Here is a 24,838-nt window from a genome sequence, read left to right as displayed (position 1 = left end):
AAATTAGCCTTCTAAGCCTTCTTTTTTCTTTTATATATTCAAAAAATATAATAAAATCAAACTGATCCATTGAAGTCCGATGTAGATATAGAATAACATCGCCGATGGTTCTGCCAGTTCATGTAGTTTTTCAATCAATGTAGTTTTGATAATTTCTGAAAAGTCTGCATTATCATCACCCAGGTTCAGTTCATCGAACTTTATTTTATTTAAAGCATAGCCTAAAATTCGTTTGAGTATTTTGTTTTCGGAACTATTTTTAAACTCATTTAAGAGTTTAACTTTAGCAATTGCAAAATCAGCACTTGTACGGATTACCGTTGGCTGTTTTGCTTTAAAAATCCCAATTACTTTATCTATAAACGGAATTACAATTGTTTTGGAATGATCCTGAAGGAGTTTGCTGATCACTACAGACATCGCGTATTTTGTAGCAAAAACAACAGTAAAAAATGGAGCAATAATAGTCAATACATAAAAAACACTTGCTGAAACCGGTTTAGCTTTTATGGTTGTTATTAAAAATGCAACAGCTCCGGTATGTCCCAATGATGGACCTAAACGATCAGATAAAATATAAATTCCCAATATCAGGGTAACAATGGTAGAAATAAGGCCTATTGCATAAATTTTAAATATACTTAGGATGAATGCTGCGGATAGTTTGGAAAAATATTTCAGGTGATCCGTGATTTTATTCATTAGGGTTTGAGGTTATTTAGTTTAAGGTGCTTTTACAAAAAGCAGGTTTTGTATTGATCATTTTTAATAATCAGACATGATTTAAAACCGCTGTAAGATATTCATTTTTAGAGAAACTTAATAATAAAATACTTGCACTTCTGAGCTGTTTTTTTTGGTATTGCTAATTTCTTTCTGAGTTATCCTTCCGTTATTATCCAGTATAAACTTAATTTTTTCCGAATCGGCAAGTTCTTTATTTACTTCTGTTTTTCCATTTTTAAACTTGTTGGAAAAATTGTAGGTATTGATTTCAGTATGAATTGCACCTGTCTCATATTGATACTTTTTATCAATTTCTGACAGTGGTGTTTCAGATCCTTCTTTAAATTTCTTCCAGGCTAATGCTTTTTGTTGTTCTACAGATATTGGGGTCCATTTTTTATCTGCAAGAACTGAAGCATTTACAATATTATATTCATACTTGTTCTCTCCCGTAATCTGATCTTTAGTATAGGTGTAAGTTGTCTTCGTAAAATGATTTACCCATTTTTTTGCATCTCCTTTATCTGAAATCCCGTAATATTCAACAATATTCATAAGGGTATCACTTGCAGGATCGTACTGAAATTCAACAACATGATTTTCATTTTCACTGTATTTTCTTACGATTTTTCCTTTACTGTCATATTGATAGCGCAAAGTATAAGTTTCATCTTTTACCACTTTACCGTTAGGTGCTATTACTTTTTCTTTTATATTTTCTACTAGAATATTATCATTTTTATCATAAGAAAATTCTCTTACTGACTGTATATCTCTGGTATTCTTCTTTTGAGAAATTAGCCTCCCGTTTTCATCATATATATTCTCCAACAAGATTTTATCAATCATTTTATCTTCAGCTATCCGCAATAACTGACCATACTTATTGTAGTGATACAGATATTTGTTTTTGGCATCCGGAAGATTTTTTTCGATACTTTTAACGAGCCCAAGCTCATTAAATTCTATAAGTGTAAAGAAATCACCTCCTGCCGTTCCGCTTCTTCCAATAGGGTATTTATAAAAAGTAGAATACTTTTTGGGTAAAAAATATTTGAAATGATTAATCTCCAGCAGATCATCCGTATTCAGAAACATTGAATGCTTTATATCAAAAACATGCGATTTCAGGTCAACTTTCGCATACCTTTCATGCAGTCTGCCGGGTAGGTAAAACAATACCATATCTCCATTTTTCTCATAAGCACTCTTCTGGCTGGGGTACAATTCTTTGGTGCTGAACTTTTCAACCTCTTTATTATATTCCTGCATATTTTGACTATTTGAATGACAACTTATTACTATGCCAATAAAAACTAACATCTTAAAGATGATGGATTTCTTATTTTTCAGTTTCATTTTTTTTCAATTTATCTATTGCTTTCATATCATCCGAGTCTTTATGATCCTATCCCATTGCCACTTCCAAAAAGTGATCAATACATCTCTATAAATATAATCCATTACATTTTCTGTTTTTATATTTAAAAAGAATTATTGCGGATATACTCTCTTGTATCTCAAATGAATAATTTAATGCAATAGTATGCATGTCTTATGAGTTGTTTCTACTATCAAATAGTGATTTTGAATAGATATAATCTCCTATTAAACTTTTATTAATCAATAATTACGGATTATAAAAAGGTACTGTTTTTTTCTGAAGTTCTTTCCCTGTTTCCCCATCTAATATGATTTCCACAATTGTATCACCTGCAGTCTGATGAGAAATCCGCCATACTTTTTTGCCTTCAAAATCCTGTTTTAATACTCTTGTCTGATAACCTGAATCATGATAACCTTTCGGCAGATTAATTTTATTCTTTTCGCAGTATGCAATAATATCTGCAGGTTTGAAACCGTAACCTTCATCTGTATTTTCTTCTTTAATAAGCTTACCAGATTTATCAAAATAATATAATATTCCTATGGGAGAGCCCATGTTAAATGACAATGATTTATTTTTTATGTACCCATTTTTATAATAGAATTTATCTGATTTATAAAAAGAATTCTCATAGTAAATACTTAATCCATATCCATCTTTAGAAGCAGAAAAGATTTCTTTTCTTCCTTCTGGAGTTTCAATACATCTGTCATCATCTTTTTTCTTAGAGTTCTGTATAGTAATCTTTTCAAATTCATTACTAATTTTTGGAATCATTGTTTTTTGTAATCCCTGAGATTGAAATTGAGTAAAAAGGCCCAACCCAGCTAATATTATTATTTTATTCATAATATTCTTTTTGTAGATTGATTGTTTTTCCATTGCCAATAATACAGTGTGATATGCTAATGACATTCAAAATGTAATTCCCACTGTTGGTTCATAACTAAAAAATCAATTGTTTATAAATTCTGACTCTCTTCTTGAAATTACTTTACCGGAAATACCATCCAAAATTATATTTTCAACACGATTCGACTTCTTTAACCATTCTATTTCCCAAATAGGTTTTTCATTTTCTATTCTTCTTGAAATTATAGTATGAAAACCTGTACTTTGTAATACCGGACCTTTTGTAACGGGAATAGCTTCTTTTTCAGAGAATTTTAAAATATCTTCAAATGTATATTTGTAAGGCTTATCATAATCAAACTCTTTAATCAACTTTCCATTTTCATCAAACTCATACCAGATTCCTTTCTGGAAAGGAGCTCCCCAAGGTACATTAAACATAATACCCTTATGTTTTATATTTCCATTTGGATAATATGATTTAGACAGCATAAAATAAGAACCTTTATATGATTCAGTATAATATTTACCAGAGTTTGCCATACTCATTTCAATATAATTTCCATTGGGCAGAAACTCTGTTACCACATCAGTTTCTTTTTTTGTTGATTTACTAAATTTGTCTATATCAAACTTTTCAAATTTGTTATCTATTATAGGAATTATCATATTTCTTTTTTGAGATTTACATGAAAAAAGTATCAATAAGCTGAATAATAAAAATATTTTTTTCATAATTATTTGGTATTTGTATTAGCTATCACCCATTGCCATTTCCAAAGATTATAACGTGTTTCGGGAATGTGATGAGAATAATCCATAATATTTTCTGTTTTAGCATATTCATAAGTAAACTGTGCTTTTGCATCGGCTTCTGAATTAGTAAAACTGTGAGGTAATGCAAAACTATGAAGAAATTCGTGAGCTGCTGTTTGATTATTTTTTGTTGGAAATAGTACCACAAACCTGCCATTACTATATCCATTGAGCGCAATTACATGATTAGAAGCATCTACAAATCCCCCGCTTTCTCCGAGATAGATAGCAATGTAATGATTATCATATTTTGTTTCAGAAATTTTATTATTTTTCAACTGTGTTTTCAATTTATCGTATATATAATTTTGAAGAGTAACAAACCCCGATGGAGCATTACTTGATGGTTGATAATAAGCAGCAATTTTACCTCCAATGACATATTTACCACCTGCTTTAAAATGGGAATCTGTAGATACGTCAATAGTTTCAGTTTCTACATCTGCCTCTATCAACGCCTGACGTAAATAATTTTCAAATAATTCTTTCTGTCCAGCAGAATTTCCCGTTTTTGAAGGAGCTCCAGCTGTGAGCTCAGGGGTCTTTAATTCAATAATTAAAAACTTAGTTTTTTTCCTTTTGGCAGCATGATTAGCCCAAACCTTTAATCTCCCGGCGACTTCGGAGGTTTCAATGCCTGTATTGTCTTTTTTTACTGCGATAACTTCTATAACCTGATCATTTGAAAATTCCTCCAAGCATTCTATGGTTACAAAATCTTTAAGATTGTGTTTCCCTTTGGTTTTAGGAGAAATTTCCATAGGAGAAATTTTAAAAAACTTATTTTCTTTAAATTTCAAAGCGTCCGGTTCTTCATCTACTTCAATATTAAGACTTAAAACAGCTTTGGTATTTTTAAAGTTAGAGGCAACAAGCTGATTTGTTTTACTATCTTTGATTTGGGACGGGTAAAGTGATAACCAGGAACAATAATAATTTTCAAGAGTTCCATCTGCTTTTTTCTTCCATGGAATACTGTAAACCCCATATATTTGCTTAAGTTTAGAATATAAGACAGGTTCCTTTTTAAAGTTCCCATCATATTCATTGATATTTCTTTCCAATGTAGTATAAGTAGCATCCGTATATTGCTTTGCTATTATATCTTCATAATTAACATCACCAAAATTGGAGGTCTCCCCCAATCTCATCCAGTCAAAACCATAATCTTCTCCCTGCCAACCATTTTTACTGCGAAAGTGAACAATACATTTTGCTTTTATTTCAGAAGGAGGAGGATCGCTTGGCGTATTATGGCTCACCCCTTTAGCATTACCCTTTTCAGAAATCCATTTCATGGCACGTGAAATAATACTCTCTTGAGAATACATGTTATGATCTTCTTGAGAGATTTTGGTATAAGTGCCTTTTACGATTCTCGTTCTGCTCATAATTAATATGCTTTGGATCTCTCTCCGCTATTATTCTGTACTTCCTGCTGAGCGTGTTTATTGATAGAGGCATTGGAAGTAATGTTAATTTCCTTTTCTGAAATTTCATTTCTTTCCTTCTTTGTTTCGCTGTGTACATCTCCTTCAATAATCTCAGTAAGTTTACCCGTAATGAATGTACTTACATTTCCTATGACCGAAGTAAGTTTCATAGCGCCTACAGTCTCAGTATTATTCAATCCGATACTATCAGACTTATTCATTCCCACTGTCGTAGTCATATTCTCCCCTACATTGATGTTCATATTCTTACAGTTCAGGGTCATTGTTTCCGGTGCCGTAATGTTAATATTGCTTCCGGTAGTATCCAGATGAATCTCATTACCGCTTTTATCTGTAATAATGATGCTTTCATCTTCTGTGAAAACGATTCTGTGTCCGCTTCTCGTCTGAATAGACTTTACACGGTTGTCTGCACCACCTCCAAGGCCTATTCCACCGTGAAACATTCCTCCCATGACAAAAGGTCTGTCGGGGTGACTGTGAACGAAATTAACCATCACCTGATCTCCTATTTCAGGAATCGCTACATACCCTCGGTTTTGAGTAATCTGATCTGTTCCCCCGGCATCAGGACTCATTACTCTTACAAAATGAGTGGTATCATTCATCTGCCAGTCAAATCTCACCTGAACTCTTCCCTGCCCTTCCGGATCAGTATTTGAGATTACGGTTGCGATCTGTGGCTGTGCAGCGGGCACATTAAATTCCGGTTTGGGTAAAAAACCTGTATCTGCAGCAATAGATTCAAAAGTTCCTGAATAATGTCCGATGGTATCAATTTCATGAACAACCTCTGTTACCATCACTTTGGTAAAATAGGATGTTTCATTACTGTCCGGTTTTCTCATGTGAATATCCACAATACATCCAGGATGTAAAAACGGAACTGTTGTAGATCCGGAAACGGAAAATACATTTACCGCTTCGCTTCCTGAAGTGCTTCTTTGGGAATGTTCTACATCCAGATGGGTTGTAGCTTTAATAGGTGCAATCTGAAGCGCCGGAGTTTTGTATATTTTATCATTATGACCGTATGCTGTACGGGCAAGATCGCCCATATGACTTACAGGAGTTTCCCCGGAAGTCAGTTTTTCGTTTTTGCTGCTGTTGTAGCCGTAGTATTGAGGTTTTGTATGAACAGCTTTTAACTCTACTTTTACATGATCTGCATTGCTGCCATAGAGCAGTTTGATAGGTTTATTCTGTGGAGGAAGTTTTCCAAAATGCAGTACCTCTCCATCATAATAGAATTGTTCCCCATAAGCTTCAGCCATTCTTGCCAGATAATTGTAATGGGTTTCATTGTACTGGCTGCTGTAAATGATCTGAGAATAATCATTTGTATCAATTCTTATATCAAACCGTTCTTTATCAATTCCCTGTTTGATTACTTCTTCAGCAATAATTCCCATGTTAACGGGTTGTCCGCCGCCAAAACTCTGGATATGCGGAGCTCCATCCAGTAAAATTGTCGGGCTGTATCCGGAAATTACAATATTTCCAAGACTCATTTTTTCCTGGCTGAATCCCACTTTGGTAATGATGCCTACAAAATTTCTTTCGGGACTTTTCTCAATATCTTTGTAAGAAATAACAGCAGTAAGACGTTTTCCCAAAAATTTATTAGCTTCTTCAAGGGTGTGGCTCTGCCTGTCTCCCAATGCGTCATGGGCAAGGGTAAGACTGAATTCGTGGTGGTGGCTAGCTTTTTGTTTAAGAGTGAAATGTTTGTAGTACTTAATAATTTTACCTTCCACAACCAGTGATAATTTAACCAGCCGATTGATTCCTGCATGATGATTCTCGGATATTCCGTCTGCATTTTGTGACGGACGGAAGGAAGATCCTTTTGTCTTTGATTCGGTTTTCATATGCTTGTGTTTGTGTTTTGTATTAAAGATAACACTATTTTATATAACAGACACTATATAAATAGGTTATGAAGTAATATTTCCTGGTATAAGTTTTTCATTCAGGCAAAAAAAGACCGCCTTAAATAGGGACAGTCTTTTTTCTTATGAATGTTGATAATGTGTGTAAATTTTAGCTTGACGGCCATAGTCCAGCGTACTGAGAAGTACCATAGTCAATGGTTTCTGCACTGATTACAAAGCTGATAAGCATGCTATTGCTGTCTATTGCATCAAAATCAACCTGGTGTTGAATTACATATCCGTTCTGCCAGTTCAAAGTAATCAATGTTCCTTCTTCGTGAGATTTATTGAATGTAATCTCTCCCACTGTAGGTTTGTATTTACCATTTAATAAACTTTCAAGAATATCAGATTTTTCAGTAGCCTCTACTGTGACTTTGATCAGTGCATTAGAAGGATCTGATGCTACACGTCCTGATACGTCTGTAGATCTGGATACGCTGTAATTCATTTTTAACAACTTCTGTCCTTCACCGTTGTTGAATTTTAAGATTCCTCTTGAATTTCTTTCGGCCATGATTAGTAAATTTTAATCGTTAGTAATATTTTGTGATTCAGTGATTGTTTAGCAAATATAGAGGCTCTTTTTCGCTAAAAAAAACTTTTCAATATAAATCTGAGAAATTGTAGTAGTTCTACGATTTCTTGTCGTAATTCTACGACAATAGATTTAAACACTACATCGCAACACCCACCCATACAGCATTTTAAATTAAATCCCATTTTTAAGATAAAAAACAGTTTTGCACTATAAAGAGAAATAATTGAGAAATTACTGGTAAATAATGGATGACCAATTCGCTTTGCTGTGAGTTTTGGATTCAAAATTCAAGGTTTAAGGTTTAAGGTTAATACACTTCAACTTTTCGCTTCCGGTTTTTGAACACAAAAAAAGCAGAAGTATGTACTCCTGCTTTTTGATATTATAAAAATGAATTTCTTAATGCTTTGTATATTCCGGTTGTTCCGTCGGAATTCTTGAAGGGGTAAAGTATTCATTAAGCCAGTAGAAAGTCTGCCCGTTCTGCTGAATCTTTACAGCTGGGTTATTTCTGTTGGCAAGCATTCTGTCTGCTAAATTTTTGTAGTGATAGAAATAATTTTTCACGGTCTCACCAGGTACGACCTTTGATTTTTTCCAACCTTTAAGTTTGTACTTAGCCATCAGTTCTTCTTCAGAAAGATCAAATCCTGTACTCATTCCAATAGCATAAGACATTGGCTGCTCATAAAGAGCTCCTTTATCCAGGAATTTTATAGTCGGGTTATATTTCTTCAGCAGCTTCACATATTCTTTCACTGCTCTTGCCTGATTAAAGTCTGGACGGTCTGCCTTAGTATTCCTGTATACTTCCGTATAGAAAGCTTTTAAGTTGTCATATTCCGATTCAGAAATAAGAATTCCTTTTTCTATTCCAGGAGTATAATCTTTCAGATCTTTTGGAATGTATCCTTTTACAAGGAATGGACTTCCGTAGTTGATCAGCTGTGCCGCAATTCCTGCAGATACCGGATTGGTAAGACCCGGATACAGATATTTATATTTTACGTCAACATCTGTTTTTCCTGCTCCCACTGATGAATGGAAATATTCATTAAGTGATTTATCAATATTCTGGTTATCTAAAGTAACCTGTGAAATAAGACTGTCAACAGATTTTTTCAGGAATCCGGGAGTTGTAATATCACCTTTTTTAGGGAAGATAACAAATCCCTGAGACATACTCTGTTTAGGGTAAGCCAGTGAGAAGAATCCCGCATCACCTTCTACCAGGCTGAAGTTATTCTTAGTAAGAACATCATACTGATTGATGATCTTTTGTTTTTTAAGTTCAGCAATATTTTTGGCTGTATTGGTAACAACATTTTCAGCCATCAATACAAAATCGTTATAGGTATCAGATGATCTTGCACTTGTCTGGAACATGATCAGTCTTGCCTGAGCCTGAGTAAGTGAACTGATCACACTGTACATATTTCCGCTTTGGTTGGCAGAAGTTCCTACAGTAACTACAATATTGGTTTCATCAGATACGTTTGAAAGAAGGTTTCCTGCTGCAGTAAGAGCTTCTCCTACCGGCTGATACCCGTTATTGCTTGCGCAGTTCATCTCATTCGTTTTCTGATCAATAAACGCTGTCATTTTGCTGTAGTCTGCACTTAAGTTTGATACAGAAATATTTTCCCCACAAGGATTATTTTTATATAAAACCACTCCATATTTAACATTGCTAAAATAAGATGGTTTTTCAAATCTAAGCTGAAGATCCTGCAATAATGATTTTACAATAGGTGCATAAGGTGCATTTCCTGCGCTTACGTCCAATGCAAAAACAATATTAATATTTTTATCTCTTTCTGTGATCTCTCTGTAACGGTCAAAATAAATAGGTTCACCCAATACGTTTGATACAAAGTTCTTGCTGTAATCTAAGATATTGGTAAAATATTTTGTTTTTGAATCCGGAGTTGGAGCCTGTTCCAATGGAAGGTTTACAGGAAAGATATTCTCAAGCTGCGTTCTTTTGTTAACATCTGTAAGAAGAACTGCTTTTTTATTTTCAGCATCTGATCCTGATCCTCCAGGATATCCTTCATAGATTCCTAATGTAGAATCGTTGATCCCTGTTGTGTTTTTCAGTTTAATTGCAGAACGCTCTCCCCAGCTGGAAATCACGTTAGAACTTACCCATCCGTAAAGTCCTTTGCCGATACTGTCTATATCAATTGAAGGTTTTTTACCTACTAAAAATCGTTTGTTGTTTTCAGCCTGTTTGTAGACATATACAATTTGTCCGTTTGGAATCTTTACATTGGCTGTTTCAATAAGGCTTGGTGAATTGAACACCATAATAGAGTCATTCTTATAGTACCTTTCGGCATTTTTGATAACTTCGCTGTTACTTGGCACTACGGCTACTCTTACAGGATACCCTGTTTTTTCACTTTTTAAAGCGTTATTCCAAAGAAGAAGGTCAGATTCCGGAATCCATCCATATGTTTTGATGGATTTTGACGAAACTTTTTTCATTAAAGCATCCGGAACATATTCCGCTACTTTTACCATTCCGTCTCTATGTTTTAAAACCATTAAAGGTTCAAGGAATTTTACTTCTTTGTAAGATTTCTCATCATCTTTATCCAGATAAGCTGTATTTCTCGATCTGTCTGAAATAACGATCCATGGCGCTGATTTTTTAGGATACCCGTTAACGACAGGGGAAGCATCCACCTGTCCATACTGTGACGGCTCCGGGGTTTTCTTTGACGGCAGTTTTACCTGGCAACTCGTCAATAATACTGATAACCCTATATAATATGCTGCTAGAGGAAATTTATTTTTCATCCTATTTTATCTTTAATGATTGGCGCATCCGTAAAACCGGATGATATTATTTGCTTTGGTTGATTTCTACTTTAGTTACACACTCCTGCTTATCATCCAGGTTCACTTTCACAGTCTGAATCACTGTGTTTTTGTCAAACTGAAGACCGGCACAATACATGTAGAAGTTGTTCACTTTACTGTCATTTACCTTTACTACTGTGTTTTCATTGTTACACAGATAGGTTCTCAACAGGTAATTGTAATGCATATTGAAACTGTTTCCATTCGCAATCTGCTGCAGGTGATATTTAAAATCACTATCTACCTTTGCGTAAGAATCTTCTACTGAAACTTCTTCTTCTGCAAGAGCATCATAAGCCGGAAGGATCTTAATATGGTGATAGATAGGCTCCTGAGATTCTTCAGTGTACAGCGTTACCACATAATCTCCGGGTTTTTTGTAAGAATAGATTGTAAACTTATCTTTAGAATCTGTATTTCCTGTTTCTCCGAATTTCCAGGCAAACACTTTTGCATCAGAAATGGCACGGAAAGATACGCTTTCATTTTGCATAGCCTGAGCTACAGCCTCAATGGTCGTTGCATTTTTTGCTGTATCTTTTGCTTTCTGAACGCCTCTTGCGCTTACCATTACAGGGAAAGATTTCGTATACTTATTGTCAACGATCAAACTCACCTGATAGTACCCCGGTTTATTATAGAAGTGAATCCCACTGTTTTTATCTGAAGTTGTACCGTCTCCGAAATTCCATCTTTTGGTTTTCGCAAACTGGGTCTTATCTTCGAATAAAAGTGTGTCTCCTACCGCCAGTGAAGACGGATAAACTACCCCAACAATATCATCGGCTGAATGGATGACTTTTTTCTGCAGCCATAGGGCAACCAATGCTGCGATGAGCAAAGTTGCAACAACACCGATAATAATGTTTTTCTTGTTCTTTTGAAAATAATTCATAGTTAGTAATTGTGATGTGTTTTATGTAAAGTTCCTGGTATTTATTACTTATTGTACTCTTGCTTTCAGATCCTGCTCACGCTGATAAAGCTTATTTTGCTTATCCTTAAATCCGATTCTGCATTCATCCACCTGCTTTTGAAAGATTTTAATGTCTTCTGAAGTAGTTGAAATAACTTTTTTGTCATCATAGTACATTTTATAGAATTTTGCAATCTGAGGATAAGCATCTTTTCTGATATCAATAACATCGGTACTGTTAAAATAGCTGTTAATGTCATTAACCCCTAATTGAATATTATTTTCTATAAATGGTTGAGGACCGTCATCGGTAAGCTTCGTGATCATCGTATAGGTACTGTCCATGATAGGAATAACAATTTTTTGATGACGCTCAAATTCGGCTTTCTGTTCAAGATTCTGAATTCCTCTTACATCTTCATCAGAAAATGGAGATACAAAACCTTTTAAAAAGATGACTCCCAAAAATAACATGGCAGTCACAAGCATCAGTATTAAATAAAAAAACTGATAATGCCTTTCTTTCTTTGATAATGTGATTTGTCCTTGCATATCTTTATTTTTTATCTTCTTCTTTTACTTCCTGTGAAATTTCTTGTAGGGTCTTTTCTAAGCTCGTTATTGGTTACTTTTATTTTACCCATACATTCATCCAGATCCCTTAGAACTGTTTTTTTCTTATACTCTACCTCAATGATCTTGGCCTTTAAGGTCATCATAGGCACAATCTGCTTCATCAGTATAGCATAATGCTTAAAGCTCTGCGCACTGTCTTTGCCCATAATATTTTTGGCATCTCTCACGTTATCCATAATACTGGTTCTAAGGAATACCTCATTCTCCACCTTATTAATACTAAGCTGGTTCATTTTGTCATAAATATCATCAATGTGATCTTTCAGAACGTCACTTCGAAGCATCAGTTCTTTATAGGCTTCAGCATCCCGGCTGATCCCCTCACGTTGTATATCATAACTCTTAAAGAAGAGAAATAAACACGTAAAAGTTACAACTGACAAAACAACAAAAGACAGAATAAACTTCCAAATGCCTATTCTTACGTCAGATTTGTTTAATTTTTTTTCCCTGTTAGAAGACATAATTTGCGATTTGTTTGGCCTGTGAAAATATAAAAAAAAAAATTCATGCACAATACGTAGTTTCCCCAGACCTGTTTCGTGAAAACCCTGATTAAATTAATATTAATTTTCACTTTGATAAGTTTTTCATAAATTAGACCTCTAAATTTTAAATATCATTCGCCAAATCGATATTAAGAATGAGTAAAATATTATCTAATACCGTACGTTTTTCTATTGCTGACAGTGATTTTTATTTTAAAAAAATAATGATCAAAACACTCATGGAGAATCCTTTCTATATGCTTCTGAATGACTGTAACAATGGGCACGAGCTGGTAAACAGAATCTACAGAAGACAGGAGGATGTGTTCATCATTGAGCTATTTATGCCCGTATTAAGCGGAATTGAAGCCATTAAATACATCCGAAAAAACAACACAGAAACTCCTATTATCACCTATTCCGGTACTTACCAGGAAGATATGGCTGAAATTCTTTCAAAAATCCCTAATATCTATTATTGTCAGAAAAAAAGCACCATTATAAAGGATATTATTAAAGGAAGTATTGCTACTGAAGACTTTGATTATCAAACCTATTCCAAGGAATGGGAGCAGCAGCCCCTTGCCGTACAGGAATACATGGACAGGCAGAAAAAGGGCCAGGAAGAGCTTTCTCCGGCTGAAATACAGTTGATGAGATTCTGCTATGAGGGATTCAGCAATAAAGAAATTGCAGAAAAACTTAACCTAAGCACAAGAACTATTGACACTTATATCAACCGGCTTACAGAAAAACTGGGACTGAAAACCAAGCTTCATCTTATACGTTTCTGCGTAGAAAACGGATATTACAATTCCAGTTTATAAAAAATTCTGATTTCAAATTTAAAATTTAAAATTCCGGATATCTGGTGGAGACTGAGGAGGGTTCACAAATACTTAATATAAAGTAAGAAAACCCTGCAGAACCTTTTGCTGCCGGCATTTATTAAATTTTGTTCATTATTTTTTTTGTACCTTTATCCCGCTAGATTATTTTATTGTTAAATTGTTACAATCCTGCCTTAATATAGCATATACATTAAAAGCTCAACGATTTGAATAAAAATATTTTGCCACTAATTTGCTAGTATTCAATTTTTTTAACTAAATTTGCACACCTAAAATTTAAAATTAAAATAAGGAAATGACAAAGGCAGAATTGGTAAACACCATCTCAAATAAGTTGGGAACAGAAAAGAATGAAACACAGAAAGTTGTAGAAGCTTTTATGCAGGAGATCAGAACTTCTATGTATAATGGGGATAATGTTTATCTAAGAGGTTTTGGATCTTTTATCATTAAAACAAGAGCTGCTAAAACAGGAAGAAATATTTCTAAAAACACTGCAATTGAGATTCCTGCTCATAACATTCCTGCTTTCAAACCTTCAAAATCTTTTGTTGAGAAAGTAAAAACTAAAGTTGCAGTAAAATAAGAACATTAACTGAATATTAACTAGTTACTAAAAAATTAAAATTATGCCAAGCGGAAAGAAAAGAAAAAGACACAAGGTTGCGACTCACAAAAGAAAGAAAAGAAGAAGAGCAAACAGACATAAGAAAAAATAATCTCCTCTTCTCGAGATTTACAATATAATAATATAGTTGGTGGATTTAAATTCTTAAAGTTCACTAACTATATTTTTGTTTGCAACTATAAGATTCCGCGGAAAGCAGATGGTTTCAAATATTATTTTAATAAACATATAATGGTTTTCATTCAAAATCCTTATATTTAATAGATGAATTAATCTAGAAAACATCCACTTCCTATAATCTTAACAATTTTATCTTATTAAAAAATGAAGAAAGAACTAATAGTTTCGCATGAAGATGATCTTACAAAGATTGCATTACTGGAAGACGGAAGACTATGTGAACTTCATGAGCAAGAGGACAAAAGCGATTTTATAGTTGGAGATCTGTTTATAGGAAAAGTAAAAAAACTGGCACCCAATCTGAATGCAGCATTCGTCAATATCGGATATGACAAGGATGCATTTCTGCACTATCAGGATCTGGGGCCTCAGTATCTTACATACAAAAAGTTTTTAAAAGATACTATTTCTAAAAAACAAAGCACTTCAAGCTTAAAGAATTTCGAGATACAACCCGAAATAGACAAAAATGGAACGGTAGATAAAGTGATCGTCAAAGACGATATAGTTCTTCTGCAAATCACTAAGGAGCCAATTTCTACAAAAGGCCCAAGAATCTCTACCCAAATCTCTCTGACAGGACGCTTTCTGGTTCTGATCCCTTTCGACAATAAAGTTTCTATTTCTAAAAAGATCAGAAGTTTTGAAGAAAAGGAAAGACTGAGAACCCTTATCGACAGTATCAAACCTGAAGGTTTCGGAGTTATCATCAGAACAGTAGCCGAAGGAAAAAAAGTAGCGGATCTTCATAATGATATGAACCAGCTGGTTCAGAAATGGGAAAGCACTTTTAAAAACATCCAGAAAAATAAAGTTCCATCCAAAGTTTTAAGCGAAGAAGACAAAGCTTCAGCTATTTTAAGAGACAATTTTAATCAGGATTTCGTAAATATCATCTGCGATGATGAGCAAATGGTAAGCGAAATGACAAATTATGTAGAAGTAATTGCCCCTGAAAAGAAAAATATTGTCCAGTTTTATGATTCCCATATTCCTCTTCTGGAATATTACAATGTTGAAAAACAGCTTAAACAGAGCTTCGGAAAACACGTTAACATTCCAAGTTCCAAAGGAGCCTATCTTGTTATTGAACACACAGAAGCACTTCACGTCGTTGACGTCAACTCCGGCAACAATATTACTACCGGAGCCGCTGTCAATAAAGAACATGCACTGAAAGTGAACAAAATGGCCGCTACTGAAATCGCAAGACAACTTCGCCTCCGCGATATGGGAGGTATCATCGTTATTGATTTCATAGACATGCCAAATTCTGATCACAGAAGAGATCTTTACGAGCATCTGAAAGAGGAAATGAAGCGCGACAAAGCACGCCACAAAATCCTTCCTCCTAGTAAATTTGGTCTGATCCAGATCACCAGACAAAGAAACCGTCCGGAAAAGCAGATCGACACCAAAGAAGAAAACCCGAACAAAGACGGAGAAATTGTAGCTCCTATTGTTATCGTTGAAAGAATGGGTGAAACCTTAAGAAACATCCTGCAGAAAGAAAAAGGAAAAATCTATCTGCATGTACACCCGTTTGTGGAAGCCTACCTTACAAAAGGCATTAAAAGTATCCAGATGAAATGGTTTATCAAATACAAAAAATGGGTAACCATCGTTCCAAGAGATTCTTTTAAATATTTAGAATACAAAATCTACAATGCTAAAAAAGAAGAATTAATAGAATTCTCTAATTAAGACAAAATTCAACCTCTGGTTTTTACCGGAGGTTTTTTTTATTACTTTTGTCAGACATAAAAACTCAAACAAATAATGAAAAAAATTTTATTACTGGCTATTCTGGTGATTCAGAATATCTCTGCCCAGATTGTGTCTAAAGACAATCTTTTTGCTTCAAATGGTATCTATTCTACCCCCAACTATGATGCCTGGTCTAAAATGGTTCAAAATTCAGACGGAAACATTTATTTTACTTATACCAAGAATAATGGAATGACTCCCTCACCCTCTTTTTTATCAAAGCTAACCGCCACTGGTACAATTGATACCACTTTCGGAAACAGCGGTGAAATTCAACTACCTTACACTTCCTATGACAGTCAGCTGAAAATGCAGCAGGATGGCAAACTTTTAATTCAAGCATTTACGTCTGATGCAAATATCAACTACTCAGTGGTTATCAGAATACTTCCAAACGGACAATTAGACAATACCTTTGGCGTTAACGGAATCGCAAAAATTGCTGATATCAATCCTGATCTGAATGTTCGGGGATACGGACTTGTCCTTCAGAATAACAAAATAATCGTTTACGGACAGAAAACAATTATTCCCTTACAAGATCCTACAGGGATTATATGCAGACTGAATGAAAACGGAAGCCTGGATACCACATTTGGAATGAATGGCTTTATCAATAATTTTTCAAACTTTAACTTAGTCGCTTTAGACAACCAATCCAATATTATCGGTTTTGGATACAACAAGGCAGATCCTACAGGTTCGGCATATGTGGGTGCTGTGGCAAAATACAACGCAGATGGACAGCTTATTACAGGTTTTGGAAACACAGGTATTGTCAATCTAACTTTCAATCCAGGATATATACAATCTGCAATCCTTGACAGCAATAACAATATTATTTTTTCAAGCTTTGATCCGAACGCAGCCGGAAGTCTTAACAAAATTAATGCAAACGGAACTTTTGACCCATCATTTACAGCTAATTTCAATTCTTCCTTTTCCTCTTTGAATGATATTTTGAGTATCGTTGAAAAAAATGGCTACTACTACATCGGAGGAATGAATTATGCCCAGAACGGAGGTGAATTTTTCATTTCAAAAATTGCTCAAAACGGACAAATAGATCCTGTTTTCAATTATTTTGTGGAAACAGACCCAAACCTGACAACAGTTGGAGATATGATCATTAACGACAACAATATCATTGCTAACGGAAGCGGCTATATCGTAAAATACCTTCTTAATAGTATGACATTGGCAACCACTAATCCGGGCAAATCTTCTTCTGCAGTTGCCATTGAAAACCCCGTAAGCCAAAACCTCATCTTCACATCAAAGGATAGAGTGACTAAAATAGAAATTTTCTCCGTTGGCGGGCAGGTAATAAAAACAATAAAAGACTCTCACTCTTCTGTTTCAGACTTATCCAAAGGGATCTATACCGCAAAGGTAACTTTCGAGAATGGTAATACGACCAGTAGAAAGCTCATCAAAAATTAATAAAAATTCATATTTTATTTTTAAAAAAAGTATTTGCTTAATTTTAGCAGATACTTTTTTTATTTCAATTCAAAATGGAAAAACATCATCGTTACAAAATCACCGTCCAATGGACAGGCAATCAGGGAACCGGAACCAGTGGATATAGAGATTACGAAAGAAGCCATACTATTTCTGCAGAAAACAAAATTATTATCGAGGGTTCATCAGATCCTGCTTTCCGTGGTGACAGAACAAAACATAATCCGGAAGAGATGCTTCTATCCTCACTTTCTTCCTGCCATATGTTGTGGTATCTTCATTTCTGTTCCGAGGCTGGCATTATTGTGACAGATTACACCGATGAAGCAACAGGTATAATGGCAGAAACAGCCAACGGAAGCGGATATTTTACAGAAGTAACCTTACATCCTGCAGTAACCGTTGCAGAAGAATCTATGAAGGAAAAAGCAGAACAGCTTCATCATAAAGCCAATGAATATTGTTTCATTGCCAACTCGGTTAATTTTCCGGTAAAGCATATCCCTACCACGTTAGTTATATGATACCACATTTGAAAACAAACTTTAAAAACAACGATAAACAATACGTTTTAACAGTAATAACTCTAAAAAACTCCACAAAAAGAGAATTATTTATTAAATAATTAATAAAAACAACATTTAACCACTAATAAAAACAACATAAATTAAAATTATTTATCAATTTTGTTTAAAATATAAAGTTTTTTTCATATTTTTATATAAACAAAACAAACCATGATGAAACCAAAATTGACCATTTTTGATGAGCCCATGCTTTATACCGAGGGATTATCAAGACTGCTTACACAAAGCAAAATTTTTAGCACAATTGACATTTGTAATTCTTTAGAAACCCTCTCCAAACACTTAAAAAAAGAGCCATCGGAAATGCTTGTCATGAGTTCCAACATGCTCATGCTTACAGAAATCTGCAAGTTGGTAGAAAACATTATTTCTGAACATAAAAACACCAAAATCATTGTCATAGGAAGCTCTTATGACGTGATAGATATGCGGAAGCTTTTCAACAAAGGCATCAAAGGTTATCTGGACAAGAACTGCACTTATGATGAGTTCCTGAAATCCATTAATGTTTTACTCCTCAATGAGATCTATATCTGTGATCATGCAAAGGAAAAAATGATGAATTTCATCAGCAGTGAGCAGGGAAAACAAAATCCCCACATCAAAGAACCCCTCACCCGCCGTGAAATGGAAATCCTGAAACTGATCTGCGACGGATGCAGCAGTAAAGATATCTCTGAAAAACTTTTTATCAGTATCAATACGGTAGAAACACACCGAAAAAGAATTCTTTTGAAACTGAATGCGAAAAACTCAGTCGGAATTGTAAAATATGCTATTGAGAATCATATTATCGACTGAAATTCTCCCATGAAAAACTCAAAAAAATTCCAAACTTTACAGTCTGGAATTTTTTTATGCCTAATCCATTTTTATTCTAGAATCAGGGCGTAACTTATTATTAATCCTTATTCATTGTAAAACCAGAAGTGAGACATAGAGATCAGAAATTGAGCTATGAAAAAGCTTATATAACTTTAACTTATTATTTATGTGCAAACAACCCAAATCTCTAATCTCTGGCTCACAACTTGGAACTTTAAACTTTAAAACCCTGGACTTTTAATATCATGAGTTAATTTGTTTTGCAAAACCAATCATTGAATCATAAAAAGTAGCGAAACAAGATTAAACTTTGAATTTAAAAACCTTGAAGCTTATTCATAATCCGGCATCTCCCCGTTGCTGAAAAGCGCTGTTCGGGTAAGATCCGTCATACTGCTGTTAAGATCAATGGCCATTACATTTCTTTGCGAAATATTATCATTGGAAGTATTCATAAAAATGATCTGTGCATTATTCGGTGAGAATCTTGGGTCAAGATCATTGGTTCCCATCACTTTTTCGCTTTCAGCAGAAATATCACTTATAACATCTGTGACAAGATTATAGATGAAAATATGTGAATCCAGCTGTCGGTAATTTCCACTTCCGTCCAGATATCCTGAGACATCACGGGTAAAGAGAAGAAGCTGTCCGTCTACGGAGAAATTCAGTCCACCACTGGCTCCCGGGGAACCGGACAATACAGTTTTAAGAACAGTTCCCGTCATATCTATAACATAAACTTTGGTATTATAGCCGTTATAATCGTTGGTTTTCAAAGCTATTTTACTACCATCATAACTCCAGTCGCATTCGGATATCATACTTCCGTCAGGAGTGGTATACACCAGACTCAGACCGCTGCCGTCTTTATTGATCCTGTACAGTTTGTTGAAATTAGAATAAATAAGCTCCTTACCGTTTGTACTCCATGCAAAATCCATTTCATAATTATTAAAACCTGCTACAGCTACTGTTGTTACTTTAAAAGGATTGGAACCGTCAGGATTGGCTGTATAAATATGAGTACTTCCGCCTTCTGTACGAAGGAAAGCAATGAGACCTGCATTGTTGTTCTTACGTGGCCGCCAGCTGTTGTAGGAAGAATTGGTAAACTGGAAATTACTTCCCTGATCATCACTGGAGATGATCACAAAATTCCCATTCTGTTTTTGGGTATAATGATACCTGTTGGCCGGTACCGTATTGGTAGTAAATTTACTGATAGAGCTTAAAACTGGCTGGTGAATGCCGTCCGAAACAGACACCTGCCAGAAGTAACTTACACCAAACTTCAGATTTGAAAGCGTATAATGATTCGCTGTCAAATCATTAACCTGAATCACATTAGTGTCAAGATTATTTTTAATTGCCAAACTGTATTTTAAAACATCCGCTGTATCCGGATCTGTTGCGCTCCAGGTTAATTCGACGCTCAAAGGTTGATTTACTGCGTTATCTATCGGACTTAGCAACTGTGGTGTAGCGGGAGGAGAATTCAATGATGTATCATCATCCATCTCAAAAACTGCTGTTACCACTTGATTTTGATTCTGTATATTGACAGACTGAAAGCTGGTAATATATCCCGAAAGCTCTGCTTTTACAGAATAATTGCCTACCGGCATGCCTGCGATTTCAAAAGAGCCGTCTGTACCAGTGAAAACCGTCTGTGTTGTAGGATTGGTAAAAATCTTCACATTGGAAAGCGGCACATTACTGCCTCTTTTTACAACTTTTCCTTTTAGTGTTCCTGTTTGAGCCTGTTCTACAAGGTCTTCATTGCATGAAAACAGACAAAAAGCAAAGATGAATATGCTGAGTATTTTAATTAAAGTTTTCATAATTCGTGTTTTTATTTGTTTCCGAAGTAAAAATTGATTCCTATACCAAAGCGTAAAGCCTGATCTTTCCTTTTCCCATTCACAAGGCCTTCCCAGTCATCTTTGAATCCCAGGTCATATTGAGCCGAAGCTCTCAGTGAAACATTCCGGCTGATCATATATTCCAGCCCTCCTCCGAACTGTGTTTTATATTGAGGTTTATATTTTGAATACATAGCTCCGGCTCCACCGTAAATGTATGGGCTGAATCTGTATTTAGGAAAAAGCACATATTCCAGATTCACTTCGGGACCGAAATAGTTTCTTTTCACAATATTTGAATTTTCCAGCGTAAAATAACTGCCATTCAATTCTATATTCAGGTAGGGAGTAAGGAAATATTTGAATCCTATTTTACCTCCAACATTCATTTTAGGGCCTACATAATCATCTTTCACTTTCTGCCCTTCAACATTGGCAAATACAGAAACTTTCTGTCTGTAGTTCTCCGGATATTTGCCGCCTACTGCTCTTCCGTCATTTTGCTCCTGCTCTCTGTTATATTCATTGATTAAAGTCTGGTATCCTCCATTGGGATCCACTGCTTTCCCCCAGATTTTATCTCTTATTCCTTCTACAATAAGAGATTTTACAGCTTTTTCAATAGCCTCTGTCACAGCAAGCTGAACGGGCTCATTCTGGGTGAGTCCTACCTCAGCTTCAAGGAGTCTTTCCGTATCAATATATCTGAAAAAACTTCCGTTGACGTTGGTTGAAAGAATGGTTTTAGAGGTATAAACTGTTTTAAGAATTTCTCCATTAAGAGTAGAGACAGCACGAAGGTAAATAGTAATTCTGTCCTGGCGGTATTGTGTGGAAGCACCGATTCCGAAATACCTCGCTCCAAGCCCTCCGGTGAGAATATTGCTGTCATAGGAGATTACGCCCCCTTCAAGAAGAATTCCGGCATATAAAAGAGGAGGAAGTGCCTGACTGTTTTTATCTGCATCCTTTATATATTCCTGTCGTGTGGAACGGATGATTTGTCTTTCATTGAGAAGATTGGCAATATTTTCCCTTTCAATAGGGATAAACCAATGGCTGTCTTCCAGTGCTTTGATAAGAATGGTGGTGGTTCCCTGAGGGACTGCCGTGCTCCAGTTGTTTCCGTTTTCGGAAGGTTTATACTGGCCGGTCTGGTCCCGGAATTTGTAGACCCCAATTACAATTTTTTCTTTGGGAAGGGGAAGGTTTTTCAGTTCTGCGGTAGAGGAAGTAACCTCACCCATTGTTGGTTTTTCGGGATCCGAAGGTAAACCAAATATTGAGCTACAAGCCTGCAGAATGCATAGCAGGAAACTACAGAAAAAGATTCTGGTGTAAGTGTAGGTTGTCATGGTAAGTTTATTTTTAGTTATTCCTATTTCGGAATTACGATCTCGGACTGATCGCCATTACTGGTATCCAAAATATTGATTAAAAGTCCCTGATTAGTATTGGTAATCTGTAAGTAAAGCGATCCGAAAAGATAATTTCCGGGCTTTATATTTCCATCACCAAACTGTTCATCAAACAGTTTTCTTGAAAGCTCACTGAGAATCTGTCTGTTGAGACTCTGGGTAAAGCTGTCAAGAGAATTTACACGATCCAGCAGATCGCTGAAATCATTTTTTTCGTCAAATTGGTTTTGTGCATTGGCAGAGCTTAAAAGCCACTGATAATTAAACGTGTCTCCTCCAAAAGCCGGATTGACCGGTTTGTAGACGAGCTGCTGAGATTTTCCGTAGAAAATACCTGCAATAAAGGTCAAAATAATGATAAAGGTTTTCATGGCGGACATTTTTAGTAGATAAATTCATTTTTAATAAGGTTTTTCTTAGCGTTAAATTCTTTGATATATTTTAAGCTGTAGACCAGCTGCTCTTTTAAATAATCTTCTGCAGGATTGGTCATAAAACTGTAAATAATCTTATCCTCAATCCGAATATTAATCTGGCCGCTTGTTCCGCGAAGGGGAAGTTCTGTAATCGTAATAGCACTGCTACTTTTATCCGGAAGCTGACTGTATTGCATATAAAAAAGATCATAAAAATCTTTTCCAACCTTGGTTTTGGTTTCATCAATGGTCAATCCTCTCAGCTCATAAGCAGCATCTTCTTCTACCTTTGCTGTTTTCTTTTTAAAAAGATCACCGTTAAGCTCCAGACTGTCTTTGGCGACCAGCTTTTGTGTTTCTTCATCCCTGATATAAAGGAAGGCTTTCAAGGCATCTTTTGATTCAAGATTGACACTGATTTCCGATAATATTTTAACTTCATTGGGATTCACAGAAAATTTACCACTCTGCTGATTGTTTGAAAAGTTCCCGCCATTTCCTTTTTTAATAGAAACTAAAAGGTAATTCAATTCCTTATAAACGGTGGTATTGTTCATTACAATTGCTTTCAGTATAATCTGATTTTCAAGGAGGCTGCTCTCTATTCTTGCATTTATTTTTTTATCTTCCTGCCCATAAGTCCATACAGACAGGAAGCTAAAAAATGTGCTCAGGCTAAGGGAATATAAAAGTTTCATCATTTGTATTTTAATAGTTTCTCATGAAAACTGTTTTATTGTCTCCCTTTACATTGATCTGAACTCCATCCGAAATACTGTTGCTTCCCGTGACATCAATAATATTATTGTTTCCTTGTGCAGTAATGGCAGCTTTAGATTCTTTATCTGTAAATGAATTGATAAAATAAAGTGTATTAAAGTCTCCCAGTTGTTTTACAACAATATTAGTTCTGGCATTAAGAGAAAGCTCGGCATTGTTATAATCACCCATCTGAATGATATTAGTACCGTATGAAATCTGATCAATCTGCTGCCTGGCTATAAGATTAAAGATTGTATTGCTGTTGATCTTATCCCAGTCTATTTCCTGTGCCTGTAATGGCAATAATATGAAAAGAGCAAAAACACTCCATCTTAAAGTAAACATGGCCTCTATGTATTAAAGATACTGACGAAAACCGAAGAAAACCGGAGGTAAAAAAGGAGAAACCCTGTAGTTTCTCCTTTACAATTTCTAAGATTTACAGTATATGTTATAGGGCTTAATTGGATTGATTCACAATCATTGAGTTTCCGTTACCCATCTGAGTTCCTACATGAATATGGCCATCACCACTCTGAGCTACCCAGGTGAAGTTACCATTACCCATCTGAAGGTCAATAGCTGTGTTGGAATCTCCTACCTGGAACTGATAAAGCTGGTTGGCATTACCGATCTGTAATCCAGCAGAGGTATTATCATCTCCTACCTGAACTGAAGCGGCAATATTACCTGTTCCTGCTTGTACGTGAGTAGCACTGTTATCATTACCATCCTGATATTGAACAAGGATATTGTTGGCTCCTACCTGAAGTCCGCTGGCATCATTTCTTCTTCCCAGCTGAACCTGATAAGCTTCATTACCGCTACCTAACTGAATAGCTGAAGCATCATTTCTTCTTCCGTCCTGATATTGAACGACAGAGTTCCCTAATCCTACCTGTACCGAAGAAGCATCATTTCTTCTTCCTATCTGAGTTTGTTCTGTAGAGTTAAGAACTCCAAGCTGCCATGTTGAAGCAGAGTTTCTGTTTCCCATCTGCATTACTTCATTTGAGTTTCCAATACCCACCTGATCTACATCTATTGAGTTTCTGTTTCCTATACTTTGTGCAGTATTAACGTTCAAAATACCTACCTGATCAATGTCTGCAGTATTACGATTCCCTGTCTGTGTCAAAGAGTTGATGTTCAAAAGACCAGTCTGATCCACAGTAGCAACATTTAAGTTTCCTGTTTGGGTAGTTACATCAATATTGAATTGTGCAAATCCGAAACTCATGGCGAATAGTGTAAATACACCTGTAAGTAAATTTTTCATCTTAGTAAAAATTAATTGGTTAATAGTAAGGCAAAGGTAGCCTCTGAGCCAAGATGAAAAACCACCATCAAAGTGTAAATTTCAAAAGTCACTGTTTATAGTTGTAAGGGTCACTATTTGCCGTTGTACGGGTGTCATTGTTTTCAGTTACGGAAAAATACGGGAGTTATTTCAACAA

At 35.3% G+C, this 24,838-nt stretch carries 23 protein-coding genes; 6 read left to right on the top strand and 17 right to left on the bottom strand.

Annotated elements, in window-relative coordinates; all coding sequences use genetic code 11:
- Window positions 1-30 precede the first annotated feature (30 nt).
- From CHRYMOREF3P_RS19140 to tssO, 11 genes are all read right to left on the bottom strand, one after another.
- Entirely contained in the window at window positions 31-702 is a 672-nt protein-coding gene (locus CHRYMOREF3P_RS19140) for a hypothetical protein (protein WP_077414183.1), read from the bottom strand.
- A gap of 117 nt (window positions 703-819) precedes the next feature.
- A complete protein-coding gene (locus CHRYMOREF3P_RS19135; protein WP_180565268.1) occupies window positions 820-1,998 on the bottom strand; it encodes an RHS repeat domain-containing protein in 1,179 nt (392 codons plus the stop codon).
- 358 nt (window positions 1,999-2,356) lie between these two features.
- A complete protein-coding gene (locus CHRYMOREF3P_RS19130; protein WP_180565267.1) occupies window positions 2,357-2,890 on the bottom strand; it encodes a hypothetical protein in 534 nt (177 codons plus the stop codon).
- Window positions 2,891-3,067: 177 nt separating this feature from the next.
- On the bottom strand, window positions 3,068-3,700 hold the full coding sequence (locus tag CHRYMOREF3P_RS19125; RefSeq protein WP_180565266.1) for a PepSY domain-containing protein: 633 nt from the start codon (window positions 3,698-3,700) through the stop codon (window positions 3,068-3,070).
- A 2-nt stretch (window positions 3,701-3,702) separates the two neighbouring features.
- Window positions 3,703-5,172 carry a hypothetical protein gene (locus CHRYMOREF3P_RS19120; protein ID WP_180565265.1) on the bottom strand — a complete coding sequence of 490 codons (1,470 nt, stop codon included), beginning with the start codon at window positions 5,170-5,172 and terminating at the stop codon, window positions 3,703-3,705.
- Window positions 5,173-5,174: 2 nt separating this feature from the next.
- Complete coding sequence (locus CHRYMOREF3P_RS19115; protein WP_180565264.1) at window positions 5,175-7,106, bottom strand: type VI secretion system Vgr family protein; 1,932 nt, start codon at window positions 7,104-7,106, stop codon at window positions 5,175-5,177.
- Window positions 7,107-7,278: 172 nt separating this feature from the next.
- On the bottom strand, window positions 7,279-7,686 hold the full coding sequence (tssD, locus tag CHRYMOREF3P_RS19110) for a type VI secretion system tube protein TssD (RefSeq protein ID WP_034697144.1): 408 nt from the start codon (window positions 7,684-7,686) through the stop codon (window positions 7,279-7,281).
- A 423-nt stretch (window positions 7,687-8,109) separates the two neighbouring features.
- Window positions 8,110-10,515, bottom strand: coding sequence for a type VI secretion system protein TssR domain-containing protein (tssR, locus tag CHRYMOREF3P_RS19105; RefSeq protein WP_077414175.1), 2,406 nt, complete (start codon window positions 10,513-10,515; stop codon window positions 8,110-8,112).
- Between the two features lie 46 nt (window positions 10,516-10,561).
- Window positions 10,562-11,473, bottom strand: coding sequence for a PKD domain-containing protein (locus CHRYMOREF3P_RS19100; RefSeq protein WP_077414173.1), 912 nt, complete (start codon window positions 11,471-11,473; stop codon window positions 10,562-10,564).
- Between the two features lie 48 nt (window positions 11,474-11,521).
- Entirely contained in the window at window positions 11,522-12,046 is a 525-nt protein-coding gene (locus CHRYMOREF3P_RS19095) for a type VI secretion system transmembrane protein TssO (RefSeq protein WP_077414171.1), read from the bottom strand.
- An 11-nt stretch (window positions 12,047-12,057) separates the two neighbouring features.
- A complete protein-coding gene (gene tssO, locus CHRYMOREF3P_RS19090) occupies window positions 12,058-12,594 on the bottom strand; it encodes a type VI secretion system TssO (protein ID WP_077414169.1) in 537 nt (178 codons plus the stop codon).
- 179 nt (window positions 12,595-12,773) lie between these two features.
- On the opposite strand from tssO, the gene CHRYMOREF3P_RS19085 reads away from it, so the two are divergent.
- The 6 genes from CHRYMOREF3P_RS19085 (at window position 12,774) to CHRYMOREF3P_RS19060 (ending at window position 18,896) form a co-directional block, all read left to right on the top strand.
- Complete coding sequence (locus tag CHRYMOREF3P_RS19085) at window positions 12,774-13,445, top strand: response regulator transcription factor (protein WP_077414167.1); 672 nt, start codon at window positions 12,774-12,776, stop codon at window positions 13,443-13,445.
- 319 nt (window positions 13,446-13,764) lie between these two features.
- Window positions 13,765-14,055 carry an HU family DNA-binding protein gene (locus tag CHRYMOREF3P_RS19080; protein ID WP_002984212.1) on the top strand — a complete coding sequence of 97 codons (291 nt, stop codon included), beginning with the start codon at window positions 13,765-13,767 and terminating at the stop codon, window positions 14,053-14,055.
- Between the two features lie 366 nt (window positions 14,056-14,421).
- Complete coding sequence (locus CHRYMOREF3P_RS19075; protein WP_077414165.1) at window positions 14,422-15,981, top strand: ribonuclease E/G; 1,560 nt, start codon at window positions 14,422-14,424, stop codon at window positions 15,979-15,981.
- Between the two features lie 75 nt (window positions 15,982-16,056).
- Window positions 16,057-17,487, top strand: coding sequence for a T9SS type A sorting domain-containing protein (locus CHRYMOREF3P_RS19070; protein ID WP_180565263.1), 1,431 nt, complete (start codon window positions 16,057-16,059; stop codon window positions 17,485-17,487).
- A 74-nt stretch (window positions 17,488-17,561) separates the two neighbouring features.
- On the top strand, window positions 17,562-18,032 hold the full coding sequence (locus CHRYMOREF3P_RS19065) for an OsmC family protein (protein WP_180565262.1): 471 nt from the start codon (window positions 17,562-17,564) through the stop codon (window positions 18,030-18,032).
- A 213-nt stretch (window positions 18,033-18,245) separates the two neighbouring features.
- Window positions 18,246-18,896 (top strand): response regulator transcription factor, encoded by a 651-nt coding sequence (locus tag CHRYMOREF3P_RS19060; protein ID WP_228408650.1) that lies wholly within the window; start codon window positions 18,246-18,248, stop codon window positions 18,894-18,896.
- Window positions 18,897-19,252: 356 nt separating this feature from the next.
- Here the strand turns inward: CHRYMOREF3P_RS19060 and CHRYMOREF3P_RS19055 are convergent, their stop codons facing one another.
- The 6 genes from CHRYMOREF3P_RS19055 to CHRYMOREF3P_RS19030 form a co-directional block, all read right to left on the bottom strand.
- Window positions 19,253-20,764 carry a carboxypeptidase-like regulatory domain-containing protein gene (locus tag CHRYMOREF3P_RS19055; protein ID WP_180565261.1) on the bottom strand — a complete coding sequence of 504 codons (1,512 nt, stop codon included), beginning with the start codon at window positions 20,762-20,764 and terminating at the stop codon, window positions 19,253-19,255.
- A gap of 11 nt (window positions 20,765-20,775) precedes the next feature.
- Window positions 20,776-22,140 (bottom strand): CsgG/HfaB family protein, encoded by a 1,365-nt coding sequence (locus tag CHRYMOREF3P_RS19050; RefSeq protein ID WP_180565260.1) that lies wholly within the window; start codon window positions 22,138-22,140, stop codon window positions 20,776-20,778.
- Between the two features lie 23 nt (window positions 22,141-22,163).
- Window positions 22,164-22,574 carry a curli production assembly/transport component CsgF gene (locus CHRYMOREF3P_RS19045; protein WP_077414270.1) on the bottom strand — a complete coding sequence of 137 codons (411 nt, stop codon included), beginning with the start codon at window positions 22,572-22,574 and terminating at the stop codon, window positions 22,164-22,166.
- A gap of 11 nt (window positions 22,575-22,585) precedes the next feature.
- Window positions 22,586-23,320, bottom strand: a complete 735-nt coding sequence (locus CHRYMOREF3P_RS19040) for a curli production assembly/transport protein CsgE (RefSeq protein ID WP_232539065.1) — start codon at window positions 23,318-23,320, stop codon at window positions 22,586-22,588.
- 7 nt (window positions 23,321-23,327) lie between these two features.
- On the bottom strand, window positions 23,328-23,726 hold the full coding sequence (locus tag CHRYMOREF3P_RS19035; RefSeq protein ID WP_180565259.1) for a hypothetical protein: 399 nt from the start codon (window positions 23,724-23,726) through the stop codon (window positions 23,328-23,330).
- A 115-nt stretch (window positions 23,727-23,841) separates the two neighbouring features.
- Window positions 23,842-24,660, bottom strand: coding sequence for an RIP homotypic interaction motif-containing protein (locus CHRYMOREF3P_RS19030; protein WP_077414151.1), 819 nt, complete (start codon window positions 24,658-24,660; stop codon window positions 23,842-23,844).
- Between the last annotated feature and the right edge of the window lie 178 nt (window positions 24,661-24,838).

Source organism: Chryseobacterium sp. JV274 (assembly GCF_903969135.1).
GTDB lineage: Bacteria > Bacteroidota > Bacteroidia > Flavobacteriales > Weeksellaceae > Chryseobacterium.
This window is presented reverse-complemented; position numbering and strand designations above follow the sequence as displayed.